The following is a 14,352-nucleotide window of genomic DNA, read 5'->3' on the forward strand; positions in this document are numbered from 1 at the left end:
TGCCCGGCCCTACAGCACCACGGCCGCCCGGCGGGTTTCCGCCAGGTATTCCCGCGACTGCATTTCCATCAGACGCGACACCGTGCGGGCAAACTCGTTGGACATCGGCCCCTGAGTATAGAGTTCATCGGCAGGACACTGGGCTGACAGGATCAGCTTGACCTTGTGGTCGTACAGCACATCCACCAGCCAGGTGAAGCGCCGGGCCTCGGAAGCCTGGCGCGGCGCCATGCGCGGCACGTCCGACACGATGATGGTCTGGAAACGATCGGCCAGGTCCAGATAGTCGTTCTGCGAGCGCGGCGTGCCGCACAAGGCCGTGAAATCGAACCAGACGACGGTCCCGGCCAGGGCCACGGCCTGGATCTCGCGGTTCTCGATCAGCAGGACCGGTTTCTGTTCCGCCGTGTCGGCCAGGCGATCAAACGCCGATCGCAGCTCGTCGCGCGTGGCGGCGACGATGGGCGTGATGTAGGTGCGCAGCTGCGCCAGCGTGCGGCGGCGGTAATCCACCCCCGCATCCACATTCAGGGTGTCCATCTTGTCCTGGATCAGGGCGATGGCCGGCAGGATCCGGTCGCGGTGCAGACCATCGGGATACAAGGTGGACGGTTCGTAGTTCGACGTCATCACGAATGACGTGCCGTATTCGAACAGGCGCATCAGCAGGCGATACAGGATCATCGCGTCGGCCACGTCGGAGACGTGGAACTCATCGAAGCAGATCAGGCGATAACGCTTGGCGATGTTGCGGGCGACGTGGTCCAGAGGATCGGCCTCGCCGCTGACGGCGCGGATCTCCCGGTGCACGCCCCGCATGAATTCATGAAAATGCAGGCGGACCTTGCGCTTGACGGGCACCGTCAGGTAGAAAGCATCCATCAGGAAGCTTTTGCCGCGCCCCACCCCGCCCCACAGGTACACGCCGCGAGGCACGTCCGGGTGCAGGAACAGCTTTTTCAGCCGGCTGGAGCGTTGCCGCTTGAACTCGATCCAGTCGTCATAGTAGTGCTGCAGGCGCACGACGGCTGCGTGCTGGGCCTCGTCTGCGACGAAGCCCCGCTCACGCAGGGCCTGCGCGTAGTACGCGCTGACATCCATCGGCGACTACAGATTCAGCGTGCGCTTGTCCACCGCCAGGGCGGCTTCCTTGACGGCTTCGGACAGCGTCGGGTGCGCATGGCAGATCCGGGCGATGTCCTCGGCGGCGCCGCGGAATTCCATGATGGTGACGGCTTCGGCAATCAGTTCGGACGCCATCGGCCCGACGATGTGCACGCCCAGGACTTCATCGGTCTTGGCATCGGCCAGGATCTTGACGAAGCCGGTCGTGTCGCCCAGGGCGCGCGCGCGGCCATTGGCCATGAACGGGAAGGACCCGGCCTTGTAATCGCGGCCGTCGGCCTTCAGGGCCTGTTCGGTCTTGCCGACCCAGGCGACTTCCGGCGAGGTATAGATCACCCAGGGAATCGTGTCGAAATTCACGTGCCCGTGCTGACCGGCGATGCGCTCGGCCACGGCCACGCCTTCTTCTTCGGCCTTATGCGCCAGCATCGGGCCGCGCACCACGTCGCCCACCGCCCAGACGTTGGCCAGATTGCTGCGGCAGTCTTCGTCGACCACCACGAAGCCGCGCTCGTCGAGCTTCAAGCCCACGACGTCGGCGCCCAGGCCCTGGGTGTTGGGCACGCGGCCGATCGACACGATCAGCCGATCCACCGCCAGTTTCTGGTCAGCGCCGGCGGCGTCCGCGTACTGGATGTTCACGCCCTTGGCGGAGGATTTGACTTCGCCGATGCGCACGCCGGTCTGGATGTCCAGGCCTTGTTTCGTCAGGGCCTTCTGCGCTTCCTTGGCCACATCGCGGTCCACGGCGCCCAGGAAATCGGGCATGGCTTCCAGGATGGTGACTTCGGACCCCAGGCGACGCCAGACGCTGCCCATTTCCAGGCCGATCACGCCCGCGCCGATGATACCCAGTTTCTTGGGCACGGCGGGAATGCGCAGGGCGCCGTCATTGGACAGGATCTGTTCCTCGTCGAAGGGCAGGCCCGGCAGTTCGCGGGCGCTGGAGCCCGTCGCGACGATCACGTGACGGCCTTCCAGGTCTTCCTCGGTCTTGCCGGCAACCTTCACCGACCAGCCGAAATCGGTCTTGGCCGCCAGCGACCCCGTGCCGTGGAAGAAGGACACCTTGTTCTTCTTGAACAGATACAGGATGCCTTCGTTGTTCTGCTTGACCACCGTGTCCTTGCGTCCGACCAGCTTGGCAAGATCCAGGCTGACGCCCTTGGCGGTGATCCCGTGCTCGGCGAAATGATGGTTCACCTGATCGTAGTGTTCGGAGGACTGCAGCAGCGCCTTGGACGGGATACAGCCCACGTTGGTGCAGGTGCCGCCCGGGGCGGGCTTGCCGGCGGCATTGCTCCAGGCGTCCACGCAGGCCACGGCCAGACCCAGCTGGGCGGCGCGGATGGCGGCGATATAGCCACCGGGGCCCGCACCGATCACGATTACATCAAATTGTTTTGCCATGTTCTTCTCTCAAAACGACGCACCCCGAAGGGTGCGTACCGGATTACGTCAAAGCGGTGGATCAGACGCTCAGCAGCAGGCGCTGCGGGTCTTCCAGGGCTTCTTTCATGGCCACCAGGGCCAGCACGGCTTCGCGGCCGTCGATGATCCGGTGGTCATAGGACAGGGCCAGGTAGTTCATCGGACGGATCACGACCTGACCGTTTTCCGCGACCGGGCGATCCTTGGTGGCATGGATGCCCAGGATGGCCGATTGCGGCGGGTTGATAATCGGGGTCGACAGCATCGAACCGAATACGCCGCCGTTGGAGATCGAGAAGGTCCCGCCGGTCAGTTCATCCAGAGTGAGCTTGCCGTCCTGGGCGCGGCGCCCGAAGTCGGCGATCTGCTTTTCGATGTCGGCCAGCGACAATTGATCGGCATTGCGCAGGATGGGCACCACCAGGCCACGCGGACTGCCCACCGCCACGCCGATGTCGAAATAGCCGTGGTAGATGATGTCCTTGCCGTCCACCGAGGCGTTGACCACCGGATAGCGCTTGAGCGCCGCGACGGCCGCCTTGACGAAGAAAGACGTGAAGCCGAGCTTGACGCCGTGTTCCTTTTCGAAGGCTTCCTTGTATTTCTTGCGCAGATCCATGATGGCCTGCATGTTGACCTCGTTGAAGGTCGTCAGGATGGCGTTTTCGGTTTGCGACTGGATCAGGCGTTCGGCCACGCGGGCGCGCAGACGGCTCATGGGCACGCGCTGTTCCGGGCGCCCGTCCAGGCCGACCGGGACCGGAGCGGCCGGCGTGGCCGGAGCGGCGGCGGCCGAGGCGTTCAGGGCATCGCCCTTGGTGACGCGGCCTGCGCGGCCCGTGCCTTCCACCGTGGCGGGGTCGATGCCTTTTTCGGACAGGATCTTGCCCGCGGCCGGCGAGGCCGCGGAGGATTTGGCGGCCGGCGCCGGGGCCGCGGCAGCGGCGGCAGGTGCGGCTGCGGCGGCAGGTGCGGCTTCAGCCTTCGGAGCGGCAGCGGCAGCCTTGGCGGCGGTATCGATGCGGGCCAGGACTTCGCCCGAGGTCACGGTGCTGCCGTCGCCCTTGACGATTTCGGACAACACGCCCGAGGCAGGGGCCGGCACTTCCAGCACGACCTTGTCCGTTTCGACTTCGATCAGGATCTCATCGGCTTCGACGGCTTCACCCGGCTGCTTTTTCCAGTTCAGCAAGGTGGCTTCGGAGATGGATTCGGAAAGCTGGGGAACGAGAACTTCGGTAATGGCCATAATGATTTTTCCGGTATGTCAGTCTTTGAATAGGTCGGTTTATTTGATCAGCGAGAAGCTTTTCAGTTTCGGCGCGAAGGCCTGCTCGATCAGGGCGTGCTGCTGTTCCTGGTGTTTGGCCAGGTAGCCCACGGCCGGCGAAGCCGAAGCCGGACGGCCGGCATAGCCCAGTTTCTGACCATCGTTCATGTTCTCGTACAGATGATGCTGCACGTAGAACCACGGCCCCTGGTTCTGCGGTTCGTCCTGCACCCAGACCAGTTCCTTGGCGTTCTCGTACTTCTGCAGTTCGGTCTGGAAGGACTTGTGCGCGAACGGATAGAGCTGCTCGATGCGCAGGATGGCGACGTCCTTGCGGTTCTGTTCGTCGCGGGCATGGACCAGGTCGTAGTAGACCTTGCCGGAACACACCAGCACGCGCTTGACGTCCGCCGGCACGATGTCGGCGCTGACTTCGCCGATGACAGGCTGGAAGGTGCCTGTGGCCAGATCGTCCAGCGGGGAAGTCGCCGCCTTGTTGCGCAGCAGCGACTTGGGCGTGAAGATCACCAGCGGCTTGCGGAACTGACGGATCATCTGGCGGCGCAGCACGTGGAAGATCTGCGCGCCATTGGTGGGCTGCACGACCTGCATGTTGTTGTCGGCGCACAGTTGCAGGAAACGCTCGATCCGAGCGGACGAGTGTTCCGGCCCCTGGCCTTCGTAGCCGTGCGGCAGCATCAGCACCAGGCCGCAGGCCCGGCCCCATTTGGCCTCGCCCGAGGCGATGAACTGGTCGATGACGACCTGGGCGCCGTTGGCGAAGTCGCCGAACTGGGCTTCCCAGATGGTGAGGATGTTGGGTTCCGCCGTGGCGTAGCCGTACTCGAAACCCAGCACGGCAGCTTCGGAGAGCACCGAGTCGATGACGGTGAACGGCGCCTGGCTTTCGGAGACGTTCTGCAGCGGGATGTAGGACCCGGCATCCCAGCGCTCGCGCTTCTGGTCATGCAGCACCGCATGGCGGTGGGTGAACGTGCCCCGGCCCGAATCCTGGCCGGTGATGCGAATGGCATAGCCATTGGCCACCAGCGTGGCAAACGCCAGGTGCTCGCCCATGCCCCAGTCGATCGGGTGTTCGCCGCGGGCCATGGCCAGACGGTCGTTCAGCAGCTTGTTGACCAGGGGGTGAACGGTAAAGCCTTCCGGCACCTGAGTCAGTTTTTCGCCGATGCGGGTCAGTTCGGCCAGCGGCACGCCGGTGTCGGCATGGTCGGTCCATTTGGCGCCCAGGAACGACGACCAGTCGGTGGCGTACTTGTTTTTATAGTCGGTCAGGACGGGCTCGACCGTGCGCTGGCCGTCTTCCATCAGCTGGCGATAGTCCTTGACCATCTGGTCGGGCTCGCCGTCGGCCAGAATGCCCTGGGCCACCAGGCGATCCGCGTACAGCTTGCGGGTGCCGGGGTGCTTGCCGATGCTCTTGTACATCAGCGGCTGGGTCAGGGACGGGGTGTCCTGCTCGTTGTGGCCCAATTTGCGGAAGCAGACGATATCCACCACCACGTCGTGGCCGAACTGCTGGCGGTAATCCAGGGCCAGTTTCGTCGCGAAGACCACGGCTTCGGGATCGTCGCCGTTGACGTGGAAGACCGGGGCTTCGATCATCTTGACCACGTCCGTGCAATACAGCGTGGAGCGCGTGTCGCGCGGGTCGGAGGTCGTGAAGCCGATCTGGTTGTTGATGACGATGTGCAGCGTGCCGCCGGTGCCGTAGCCCCGGGTCTGAGCCAGATTCAGGGTTTCCATGACCACGCCCTGACCGGCGAAGGCCGCGTCGCCGTGCACCAGCACGGGCAGCACCTGATCGCCCTTGGGATCGGCGCGACGGTCCTGGCGGGCGCGCACGCTGCCTTCCACCACCGGGTTGACGATTTCCAGGTGCGACGGGTTGAATGCCAGCGACAGATGCAGCGGGCCGCCGCGCGTGGACAGGTCGCTGGAAAAGCCGTTGTGGTATTTGACGTCGCCGTCGCTGAGCGCCTGGGTATGCTTGCCCTCGAATTCGGCGAACAGGTCACCGGGCATCTTGCCCATGATATTGACCAGCAGATTCAGGCGGCCCCGGTGGGCCATGCCGACGACGATTTCCTGCACGCCGTTTTCACCGGCATGATTGACGACTTCGTCCATGGAGGCGATGAAGCTTTCGCCGCCTTCCAGGGAAAAGCGCTTCTGGCCGACGTATTTCGTATGCAGAAAACGTTCCAGGCCTTCGGCTTCGGTGACCTGCTGCAGAATATTGCGTTTCTGCTCGACGGTGAATTCGGGCACCCCCAGGGTGGATTCCAGGCGTTCCTGGATCCAGCGCTTCACGGCCGGGTCGGAGATATGCATGAACTCCACGCCGACGTTGCGGCAATAGGTATCCTGCAGCGCCTTCAGGATGTCCCGCATGGTCATCGTGTCGGCTTTGGTGAAATAGGTGTTCGTCGCCGAATAGATCTGGTCCAGATCGGCTTCGGACAAACCGTAGAAGGCGGGATCCAGTTCGGGGATGGCGGGACGGTCGCGGCGTTTCAGCGGATCGAGCTGGGCAATGCGCGAACCCAGCGAGCGATATGCCGCGATGATGGACTGGACGTAAACCTGTTTGCTGGCGATGGCCAGGGCTTGATCCGATGCCTGCGCCGGCCGCACCTGAAAGGCGTTTTCGCGAGCCCGCAGGGCAAAGGAAGCGACGATGGGGGCGTGAGCCTGATCGCGGGTGGCTTCGCGGCCATCAGCAGCCGGCTGGTGCTGAAGCTGATCGAAGTAGCTGCGCCACTGGTCTGGAATGGAACCCGGATTATCGAGATAGTCTTCGTAGAGTTCTTCTACGTAAGGCGCGTTGGCGCCAAAAAGATAAGAATTAGATTGGAGTTCTTGTTCCGTTGACATTGTGCGCTTCACCTGACGGGTGCTTCACCCGAACGATGCAGATTGAAAAACCTTCCGCGGCTCGGCCAGACCGATGAGCGGATAGCAGGGGCAGAAGGCTGATGTACGACGCCTTGCATAAGCCGTATTAAGGCTAAAGTATACCCGTGTTGCCACGCGGGTATAAACTGACCAGCCCAAAACGCCCGGTCTATGCCCCTTTTCACGAGATTGGCGTTGGTATTTACAAACACTTGTGCGGACCATGCCTTGCCCGGGCGGGTCGCGAAGATATCAGACCAATAAATCAGCAGGAGCACTCGTCATCATGAACTTGAAAGATGATCGCGCCAAAATGGCGCTTGATTACCACGCATTCCCGACACCCGGAAAGATTTCCGTCGTGCCCACCAAACCGCTGGCCAACCAGGACGACCTGTCGCTGGCCTATTCGCCGGGGGTGGCCATCGCCAGCATGACCATCCACGCGGAAGGCGAAGCCGCCGCCGCCAAATACACGTCCCGCGCCAATCTGGTCGGCGTCGTGACCAACGGCACCGCCGTGCTGGGCCTGGGCAACATCGGCCCGCTGGCCGCCAAGCCCGTCATGGAGGGCAAGGGCTGCCTGTTCAAGAAATTCGCCGGCATCGATGTGTTCGACATCGAACTGAACGAGCACGACCCCGACAAGCTGGTGGACATCATCGCCGCCCTGGAACCGACGCTGGGCGGCATCAACCTGGAAGACATCAAGGCGCCGGAATGCTTCTACATCGAAAAGAAGCTGCGCGAACGCATGAAGATCCCCGTCTTCCACGACGACCAGCACGGCACGGCCATCATTTCCTCGGCCGCGGTCCTGAACGGCCTGAAAGTCGTCGACAAGGAAATCGGCAAGGTCAAGCTGGTCTGCTCGGGCGCCGGAGCCGCCGCCATCGCCTGCCTGGACCTGCTGGTCAAGCTGGGTGTTTCTCAGCAGAACATCTATGTGGTCGACTCGCGCGGCGTCATCTGGCAGGGCCGCGATGAAAAGATGGAGCCCAACAAGGCCCGCTACGCGCAGCAGACCGATGCCCGCACGCTGGCGGACGTCTGCCGGGGCGCCGACGTTTTCCTGGGCTGCTCAGCCCCCGGCGTGCTGACGCAGGACATGGTGCGCAGCATGGCCGACCGGCCCCTGATCCTGGCCCTGGCCAACCCCGATCCGGAAATCCGCCCGGAAGACGCCAAGGCCGCTCGTCCGGATTGCATCGTCGCCACGGGTCGCTCCGATTACCCCAACCAGGTCAACAACGTCCTGTGCTTTCCCTTCATTTTCCGCGGCGCGATGGATTGCGGCGCAACCGTCATCAATGAAGAGATGAAGCTGGCTTGCGTCAAGGCCATCGCCGAACTGGCCGAGGCCGAAAGCAGCGCCGAGGTCGCGGGCGCCTATGCCGACCAGGACCTGTCCTTCGGGCCGGAATACATCATCCCCAAACCGTTCGACCCGCGCCTGATCATCAAGATCGCGCCGGCCGTGGCCGAAGCCGCCGCCGCATCCGGCGTGGCCCGGCGCCCCATCGAGGACATGGACGCCTACCGCCAGTCCCTGATGAGCATCGTCTACCATTCCGGCCAGTTGATGCGCCCCCTGTTCCAGCAGGCGAAATCCGCGCCCAAGCGCGTGATCTACGCCGACGGCGAAGACGAACGCGTGCTGCGCGCCGCCCAGACGGTGCTCGACGAGCAGATCGCCTGGCCCATTCTGGTGGGCCGGCCCTCCGTGATCGACATGCGCATCCGTAAATTCGGCCTGCGCCTGGTGCCCGGCCAGAATGTGGAAATCGTGGACCCGGAAGACGATTCCCGTTTCAACGAAACCTGGACTGCGTACTACAAGCTGCGCGGCCGCGAAGGCGTGACGCCCGACATCGCCAAGGCCATGGTGCGCAAGCACAACTCCCTGATCGGCGTGATGCTGCTGCAGCGCGGCGACGCAGACGCCATGATCTGCGGGGTGGCCAGCCGCTTCGACAATCAGCTGAAATACGTGCAGGAAGTCATCGGCCTGAAACCGACGGCCCGCACCTACGCGGCGATGAACGTGCTGATGCTGCCGACGCAGACGCTGTTCATCTGCGACACGCACGTCAACGAGAACCCGGACGCGGAACAGATCGCCGACATGACGATCCAGGCCGCGGAAGAAGTCCGCCGCTTCGGCATCGTGCCGAAGATCGCCCTGCTCTCGCATTCCAACTTCGGCAGCCGCCCCACGGCGTCCTCGCTGAAGATGGCTGAAGCCCGCCGCCTGATCGCGGAACGCGCTCCGAACCTGGAAGTGGACGGGGAAATGCACGCGGATTCCGCCCTGTCGGAACCGATTCGCACCAAGGCCTACCCCGACACGATGCTGAAGGGGCCAGCCAATCTGCTGATCATGCCCAACCTGGATGCCGGAAACATCACCTACAACATGCTGAAGATGACCGGCAGCCATGGGGTGGCGATGGGCCCGGTGCTGCTGGGCGCGGCGCGCCCGGTGCACATCCTGACGACCAGTTCCACCGTGCGGCGCATCATCAACATGACGGCTCTGGCCGTGGTGGATGCCCAGCAAGAGGTCGGCGAAGCGGTCTGATCCGCGTGCGCCGCCATTAAAAGCCGGGCCGTCTCCCAAGACGGCCCGGCTTTTTACGCTTTGGGCGCCAGCGCCTGGATTTCCCGGTACAGGGCGCCCGGCACGGCGATGCCCCGTTCCCGGCTGCGCGCGCGGGCTGCGTAGCGGCGCTGGGACGGCAGGCGAGCCCCCTGGGATTCGATGGCGCCGAACAGCATTTCCGCGCGGGCCGAAGCCTCGGCCGGGTCGCCGAACATCGCCGGGTCGAACGCCAGGATCAGTTCCCCATGGCAGGGGGATGCCCCGGCACCTGCGTCATAGTCCAGCGATTCGCTGCTGAGCCAGTCCCCGATCAAGGCCCCCGCCATCAGCTCGACCATCGTCGACAGGGCCGAGCCCTTGTGGCCGCCGAAGGTCAGCATGGCGCCCGCCATCACGGCCAGCGGATCCGTGGAGGGCTGACCCTGGGCATCCACCCCGCAACCGGCCGGCAGGGACTGGCCGCTGCGCCGGTGCAATTCCAGATCGCCACGAGCGATGGCGCTGGTGGCGAAATCGAAGACGTAAGGGTCCTTCCCGGCGCGCGGCCAACCAAAGGCGATCGGATTGGTGCCCAGCGCCGGCCGGCGCCCGCCCGCGGGCGCCACCCAGGCATGGCTGGGGGTCAGGGCCAGGGCCACCAACCCCCGCGCGGTCAAGGCTTCGACTTCAGGCCACAACGCCGAAAAATGCACGCAGTGCCGGATGACCAGCGCCCCGATGCCCTGCCGGCGCGCAAGGTCCGTCAGCGGATCCAGCCCGCGCTCGAATGCCAGCGGCGCAAACCCGAAATCCGCATCCACGCGAACGACGACGCCCGCGCCATCCTGCAGACCGGGCCGGGCCGCCACCTTGACCTTGCCCGCGCGAATCGTCCGGACGCAATCCAGGATCCGGTACACGCCGTGGGACTGGCAATCGTCACGCTGGCCGGCCAGCACCACGCGAGTGATGGCGCCGGCATGCGCCTCATCCAGTCCGTGGTGGCGCAAGACGCGCATGGACAGGGATTCGATTTCCTCGGGGCTCAGATACAGAACATCCGTCATTGAATTCTTTCCGCATTGGATTCGCATTGACCGGCAAGTGTAGCGGCTTGCCCGCGAAAGGCCCAGCCGGCGGAACGGAAGCGTCCCGCCGGCGGCTCCGCCGGACGGCGCTCAGGCGCGCCGACGCCGGACCATGCGCAGGGCCTGCGGCCCCTCGGACCACCCCAGCACCATGCCGGCGGCGCCCAGCAAAATGGCGCTCGCGCCCAACAGCTGCAACAGTTGCGGGTGCTTCCCGAAGGCCCAGGCGTCCACGAGGAACGCCACAATCGGGTAGATGAAGGACAACGACCCGGTCAGGTAGGTGGGCAGGCGCTGGATGGCGCCGTAGAGCAGGATGTACATCCCCCCGGTATGCACCACGCCCAGCGTCACCAGGTAGGGCCAACTGGCGGACGCGATCGGGTCGCTCCAGTGCGCCAGCGGCCACAGCAGCGCAACGCCCACGACCGTCTGGATCAGTCCGATCAAATGGGGCGGCACCCCGCGCAGGGACTTGGCGATGAGGGCCGCCACGGCATAGAAGAACGCGGCGCCCAGGGCCATCGCCACCCCCGTCAGATAGTCGCTCCCGGCGGCCTGCCCTTCCGGCTGGGCCTGCACGATCAAGAGCACGCCGCCGAAGGCCAGCACCAGCCAGAACACCCGGCTGCGCGTCAGGCGTTCGTGCAGCAACAGCACCCCCAGGCCCACCAGCATGAAGGGCTGCACGTTGTACACCACGGTCGCAATGGAAATGGAGGCGCGCGAGTAGGCCGAGAACAACAGCAGCCAGTTCGCCACGATCGCCACACCGCCCAGGACCGCCAGCCCCAACTGCCGCGCCGTCACCCGTCCGCGCTTGAAATGCCCCAGCGCCAGGCACACGGGGAGCAAGGTCGCCGCGCCGAACAGGCAGCGCCAGAACACGACATCGGTGACAGGCCGGCCCGACAGCACCACCAGCCAGCCGATCGTGCCGGCGATCACCATCGCGGCGCTCATCTCCAGCGTCCCTCGGACATTATCGTTCATCGCACTTCTCCGGCAATCGATAGGGATACCAATTTAACTGCCTGGCTGGAAAATTCATCTTAAATAAAAAAGAGAAAAGATATATATTCCTTTTATAGAAAGGAAAATAAAGGAATATCCCATGGCACTAGATGACACTGACCGTCAACTCCTCGCGCTGCTGCAAGCCGACGCCCGCCTGCCCGTCAAAACGCTCGCGCAACGCATCGGCCTTTCCGCGCCCGGCGCCACCGATCGCCTGCGCAAGCTGGAAGACCGAGGCGTGATCCGCGCGTTCACCGTCACCGTCGATCCGCACGCCCTGGGCTATTCCCTGCAGGCCATCGTCCGCATCAAGCCGCTGCCGGGCAAGCTGCACGCGGTGCAGAAAGCGCTCGAGGCGATTCCGGAACTCTCGGAGTGCGACAAGGTGACAGGCGACGACTGCTTCATCGCACGCCTGCACCTGCGCTCCATCGAGCACCTGGACTTCATCCTGGAAAGCATTTCGGACAAGGCGGAAACCCGCTCGTCCATCGTCAAATCCCAGCCTGTCGCCCGCAGGCTGCCGGCGTTCTGAGGCCAAAAAAAACGGGCCCGAAGGCCCGTTTCCGATATTCCGTCAGCACTATAGTGCTAACAAAAACCTCGAAAATTTACTTCACGTCGCGCACCGCGGCGCCCGTATACAGCTGGCGCGGGCGGCCGATCTTGTAGTTGGGATCGGACAGCATTTCATTCCACTGGGCGATCCAGCCCACCGTGCGGGCCAGCGCGAAGATGGCCGTGAACAGCGAGGTCGGGATGCCGATGGCGCGCTGCACGATGCCCGAATAGAAGTCGACGTTCGGGTAGAGCTTGCGTTCCACGAAGTACGGATCCTCCAGGGCGATGCGCTCGACTTCCATGGCCAGCTTGAACAGCGGATCGTCATGCAGGCCCAGGGCGTCCAGCACTTCGCGGCAGGTTTCCTGCATCATCGTGGCGCGCGGGTCGTAGTTCTTGTAGACGCGGTGACCAAAGCCCATCAGGCGCACGCCGGAATTCTTGTCTTTGACCTTTTCCATGAACTCGCCGACCTTGGCGATGCCGCCGTTGGCCTGGAGCGTTTCCAGCATGTTCAGGCAGGCTTCGTTGGCCCCGCCGTGCGCCGGGCCCCACAGGCAGGCCACGCCGGCCGCGATGGCCGCGAACGGGTTGGTGCCCGAGGAACCGCACAAGCGCACCGTGGAGGTGGACGCATTCTGTTCGTGATCGGCGTGCAGGATGAAGATGCGGTCCAGCGCGCGTTCCACCACATCATTGACCTGGTAGTCGTCGCAAGGCGTGGCGAACATCATGCGCAGGAAGTTGCCGGTGTAGGACAGATCGTTCTTCGGGTAGATGAAGGGCTGTCCCAGGGAATGCTTGTACGCCATGGCGACCAGGGTCGGCATTTTGGCGATCAGGCGGATGGCGGAGACTTCACGGTGACGCGGATTCGTGATGTCGGTCGAGTCGTGGTAGAAGGCCGAGAGCGCGCCCACCAGACCGGTCAACACCGCCATCGGGTGCGCGTCGCGGCGGAAGCCCTGCAGGAAGGTGTGCATCTGTTCGTGCACCAGGGTGTGGTGCGTGACCAGGCTGTCGAATTCCTGCTTCTGCTGACCGTTGGGCAGTTCGCCGTTCATGATCAGATAGCAGATCGTCAGAAAATCACATTTCTGCGCCAGCTGGTCGATCGGGTAGCCGCGATACAGCAGCTGGCCCTTGTCGCCATCGATGTAGGTGATGGCCGATTCGCACGAAGCGGTCGCCATGAAGCCCGGATCGTAGGTGAACATCCCGGTCTGGCCGTAGAGCTTGCGGATGTCGACGACGTCCGGGCCCACGGTCCCCTGATACACGGGAAATTCGACCGACGGGCTGCCATCGGAGAACGATAGCGTGGCTTTTTTATCGGATAGCTGCATGTGATTTTCCTTTAAGTTACAGCGCTTTCATGTGCTCGACGAGCCGCCGGATGTCGGGGGTGTCATATACCCCATCCAGATCCGACCGCCCCAGCAGGACGTCGAGCAATTCGTTGTCGCCCATTTCAAAAAGCTGTGTCAGCGCCCGAACGTCGGCCTCGCTCAACTGCGCTTCGCAGGCATCCAGGAAGCGTGTGATGATGAGATCGTTTTCGAGCAGACCGCGGCGCGCCCGCCAGCGCAGGCGTGCGCGGTCCAGATCAGAAAGATCGCCAGGCATGCGGATTCCTATACCGTACGCCGGACGAGCATTTCCTTGATCTTGCCGATGGCAGCCGAAGGATTCAGGCCCTTCGGACAGACCTCGGTACAGTTCATGATCGTATGGCAGCGGAAGAGCCTGTACGGATCTTCCAGGTTGTCCAGACGTTCGCTCGTGGCGCGGTCGCGTGAATCGGCGATGAAGCGATAAGCCTGCAACAGGCCGGCCGGGCCGACGAATTTGTCCGGGTTCCACCAGAAAGACGGACAGGCCGTCGAGCAGCAGCCGCACAGAATGCATTCGTACAGGCCGTTGAGTTCCTCGCGTTCTTCCGGGGACTGCAGGCGTTCTTTCTCGGGCGGCGGTTCGTCGTTGATCAGATACGGCTTGATCGAGTGGTACTGATCGTAGAAGAACGTCATGTCCACGATCAGGTCGCGCACCACGGGCAGGCCGGGCAGCGGCTTGAGGACGATGGGTTCGGTCAGGTCCAGCATGTTGGTCGTGCAGGCCAGGCCGTTATGCCCGTTGATGTTCATGGCGTCGGACCCGCACACGCCCTCGCGGCAGGAGCGGCGCAGCGCCAGGCTGTCGTCGACGTCGTTCTTGATCCGCAGGATGGCGTCCAGCAGCATCTTGTCGGACGGCTGCAGTTCGACTTCCAGTTTCTGCATGTAAGGCCGCTCATCCTTGTCCGGATCGTAGCGGTAGATCTCAAATTTCACGATACGTTTAGTCATGACGATATCCAG

General features: G+C 63.6%; 11 protein-coding genes. 2 read left to right on the top strand and 9 right to left on the bottom strand.

Annotated features, from left to right (window positions below; all coding sequences use genetic code 11):
• Positions 1–9: 9 nt before the first annotated feature.
• The 4 genes from zapE to WBG56_RS04325 all read right to left on the bottom strand — a co-directional run bounded on the left by zapE (position 10) and on the right by WBG56_RS04325 (position 6,724).
• Entirely contained in the window at positions 10–1,101 is a 1,092-nt protein-coding gene (gene zapE / locus WBG56_RS04310; protein WP_424265575.1) for a cell division protein ZapE, read from the bottom strand.
• Positions 1,102–1,107: 6 nt separating this feature from the next.
• Positions 1,108–2,535, bottom strand: a complete 1,428-nt coding sequence (gene lpdA, locus WBG56_RS04315) for a dihydrolipoyl dehydrogenase (RefSeq protein WP_424265577.1) — start codon at positions 2,533–2,535, stop codon at positions 1,108–1,110.
• Positions 2,536–2,596: 61 nt separating this feature from the next.
• On the bottom strand, positions 2,597–3,805 hold the full coding sequence (gene odhB / locus WBG56_RS04320; RefSeq protein ID WP_424265579.1) for a 2-oxoglutarate dehydrogenase complex dihydrolipoyllysine-residue succinyltransferase: 1,209 nt from the start codon (positions 3,803–3,805) through the stop codon (positions 2,597–2,599).
• Between the two features lie 39 nt (positions 3,806–3,844).
• Positions 3,845–6,724 carry a 2-oxoglutarate dehydrogenase E1 component gene (locus WBG56_RS04325; RefSeq protein ID WP_424265581.1) on the bottom strand — a complete coding sequence of 960 codons (2,880 nt, stop codon included), beginning with the start codon at positions 6,722–6,724 and terminating at the stop codon, positions 3,845–3,847.
• 307 nt (positions 6,725–7,031) lie between these two features.
• Between WBG56_RS04325 and WBG56_RS04330 the strand changes: the two genes are divergently transcribed.
• Positions 7,032–9,326: an NADP-dependent malic enzyme gene (locus tag WBG56_RS04330; protein ID WP_424265583.1), complete on the top strand. Its 2,295-nt coding sequence runs from the start codon at positions 7,032–7,034 to the stop codon at positions 9,324–9,326.
• Between the two features lie 53 nt (positions 9,327–9,379).
• Here WBG56_RS04330 and WBG56_RS04335 read toward each other — a convergent pair whose 3' ends face one another.
• Both WBG56_RS04335 and WBG56_RS04340 read right to left on the bottom strand, forming a co-directional pair.
• Positions 9,380–10,393 carry an Ldh family oxidoreductase gene (locus tag WBG56_RS04335; protein ID WP_424265585.1) on the bottom strand — a complete coding sequence of 338 codons (1,014 nt, stop codon included), beginning with the start codon at positions 10,391–10,393 and terminating at the stop codon, positions 9,380–9,382.
• 111 nt (positions 10,394–10,504) lie between these two features.
• Positions 10,505–11,407, bottom strand: coding sequence for a DMT family transporter (locus tag WBG56_RS04340; RefSeq protein ID WP_424265587.1), 903 nt, complete (start codon positions 11,405–11,407; stop codon positions 10,505–10,507).
• Positions 11,408–11,528: 121 nt separating this feature from the next.
• Here WBG56_RS04340 and WBG56_RS04345 point away from each other — a divergent pair, with 121 nt between their 5' ends.
• Positions 11,529–11,966: an Lrp/AsnC family transcriptional regulator gene (locus WBG56_RS04345; protein ID WP_424265589.1), complete on the top strand. Its 438-nt coding sequence runs from the start codon at positions 11,529–11,531 to the stop codon at positions 11,964–11,966.
• 76 nt (positions 11,967–12,042) lie between these two features.
• Here WBG56_RS04345 and gltA read toward each other — a convergent pair whose 3' ends face one another.
• From gltA to WBG56_RS04360, 3 genes are read right to left on the bottom strand one after another with little or no spacing between them, the layout of a single operon-like run.
• The gene (gene gltA / locus WBG56_RS04350; RefSeq protein WP_424265591.1) at positions 12,043–13,338 is read right to left on the bottom strand and encodes a citrate synthase; all 1,296 of its coding nucleotides are present in this window, start codon (positions 13,336–13,338) and stop codon (positions 12,043–12,045) included.
• A 16-nt stretch (positions 13,339–13,354) separates the two neighbouring features.
• Positions 13,355–13,618, bottom strand: coding sequence for a succinate dehydrogenase assembly factor 2 (locus WBG56_RS04355; protein WP_424265593.1), 264 nt, complete (start codon positions 13,616–13,618; stop codon positions 13,355–13,357).
• Between the two features lie 8 nt (positions 13,619–13,626).
• Positions 13,627–14,340 carry a succinate dehydrogenase iron-sulfur subunit gene (locus WBG56_RS04360; RefSeq protein WP_424265594.1) on the bottom strand — a complete coding sequence of 238 codons (714 nt, stop codon included), beginning with the start codon at positions 14,338–14,340 and terminating at the stop codon, positions 13,627–13,629.
• Positions 14,341–14,352: the final 12 nt, after the last annotated feature.

This window comes from Castellaniella sp., from assembly GCF_049671645.1.
GTDB lineage: Bacteria > Pseudomonadota > Gammaproteobacteria > Burkholderiales > Burkholderiaceae_B > Castellaniella.

Excerpts from the sequence above, each read along its gene's own strand:
- zapE (WP_424265575.1), bottom strand. The coding sequence starts at position 1,101 with ATGGATGTCAGCGCGTACTACGCGCAGGCCCTGCGTGAGCGGGGCTTC.
- lpdA (WP_424265577.1), bottom strand. The coding sequence starts at position 2,535 with ATGGCAAAACAATTTGATGTAATCGTGATCGGTGCGGGCCCCGGTGGC.
- odhB (WP_424265579.1), bottom strand. The coding sequence starts at position 3,805 with ATGGCCATTACCGAAGTTCTCGTTCCCCAGCTTTCCGAATCCATCTCC.
- WBG56_RS04325 (WP_424265581.1), bottom strand. The coding sequence starts at position 6,724 with ATGTCAACGGAACAAGAACTCCAATCTAATTCTTATCTTTTTGGCGCC.
- WBG56_RS04330 (WP_424265583.1), top strand. The coding sequence starts at position 7,032 with ATGAACTTGAAAGATGATCGCGCCAAAATGGCGCTTGATTACCACGCA.
- WBG56_RS04335 (WP_424265585.1), bottom strand. The coding sequence starts at position 10,393 with ATGACGGATGTTCTGTATCTGAGCCCCGAGGAAATCGAATCCCTGTCC.
- WBG56_RS04340 (WP_424265587.1), bottom strand. The coding sequence starts at position 11,407 with ATGAACGATAATGTCCGAGGGACGCTGGAGATGAGCGCCGCGATGGTG.
- WBG56_RS04345 (WP_424265589.1), top strand. The coding sequence starts at position 11,529 with ATGGCACTAGATGACACTGACCGTCAACTCCTCGCGCTGCTGCAAGCC.
- gltA (WP_424265591.1), bottom strand. The coding sequence starts at position 13,338 with ATGCAGCTATCCGATAAAAAAGCCACGCTATCGTTCTCCGATGGCAGC.
- WBG56_RS04355 (WP_424265593.1), bottom strand. The coding sequence starts at position 13,618 with ATGCCTGGCGATCTTTCTGATCTGGACCGCGCACGCCTGCGCTGGCGG.
- WBG56_RS04360 (WP_424265594.1), bottom strand. The coding sequence starts at position 14,340 with ATGACTAAACGTATCGTGAAATTTGAGATCTACCGCTACGATCCGGAC.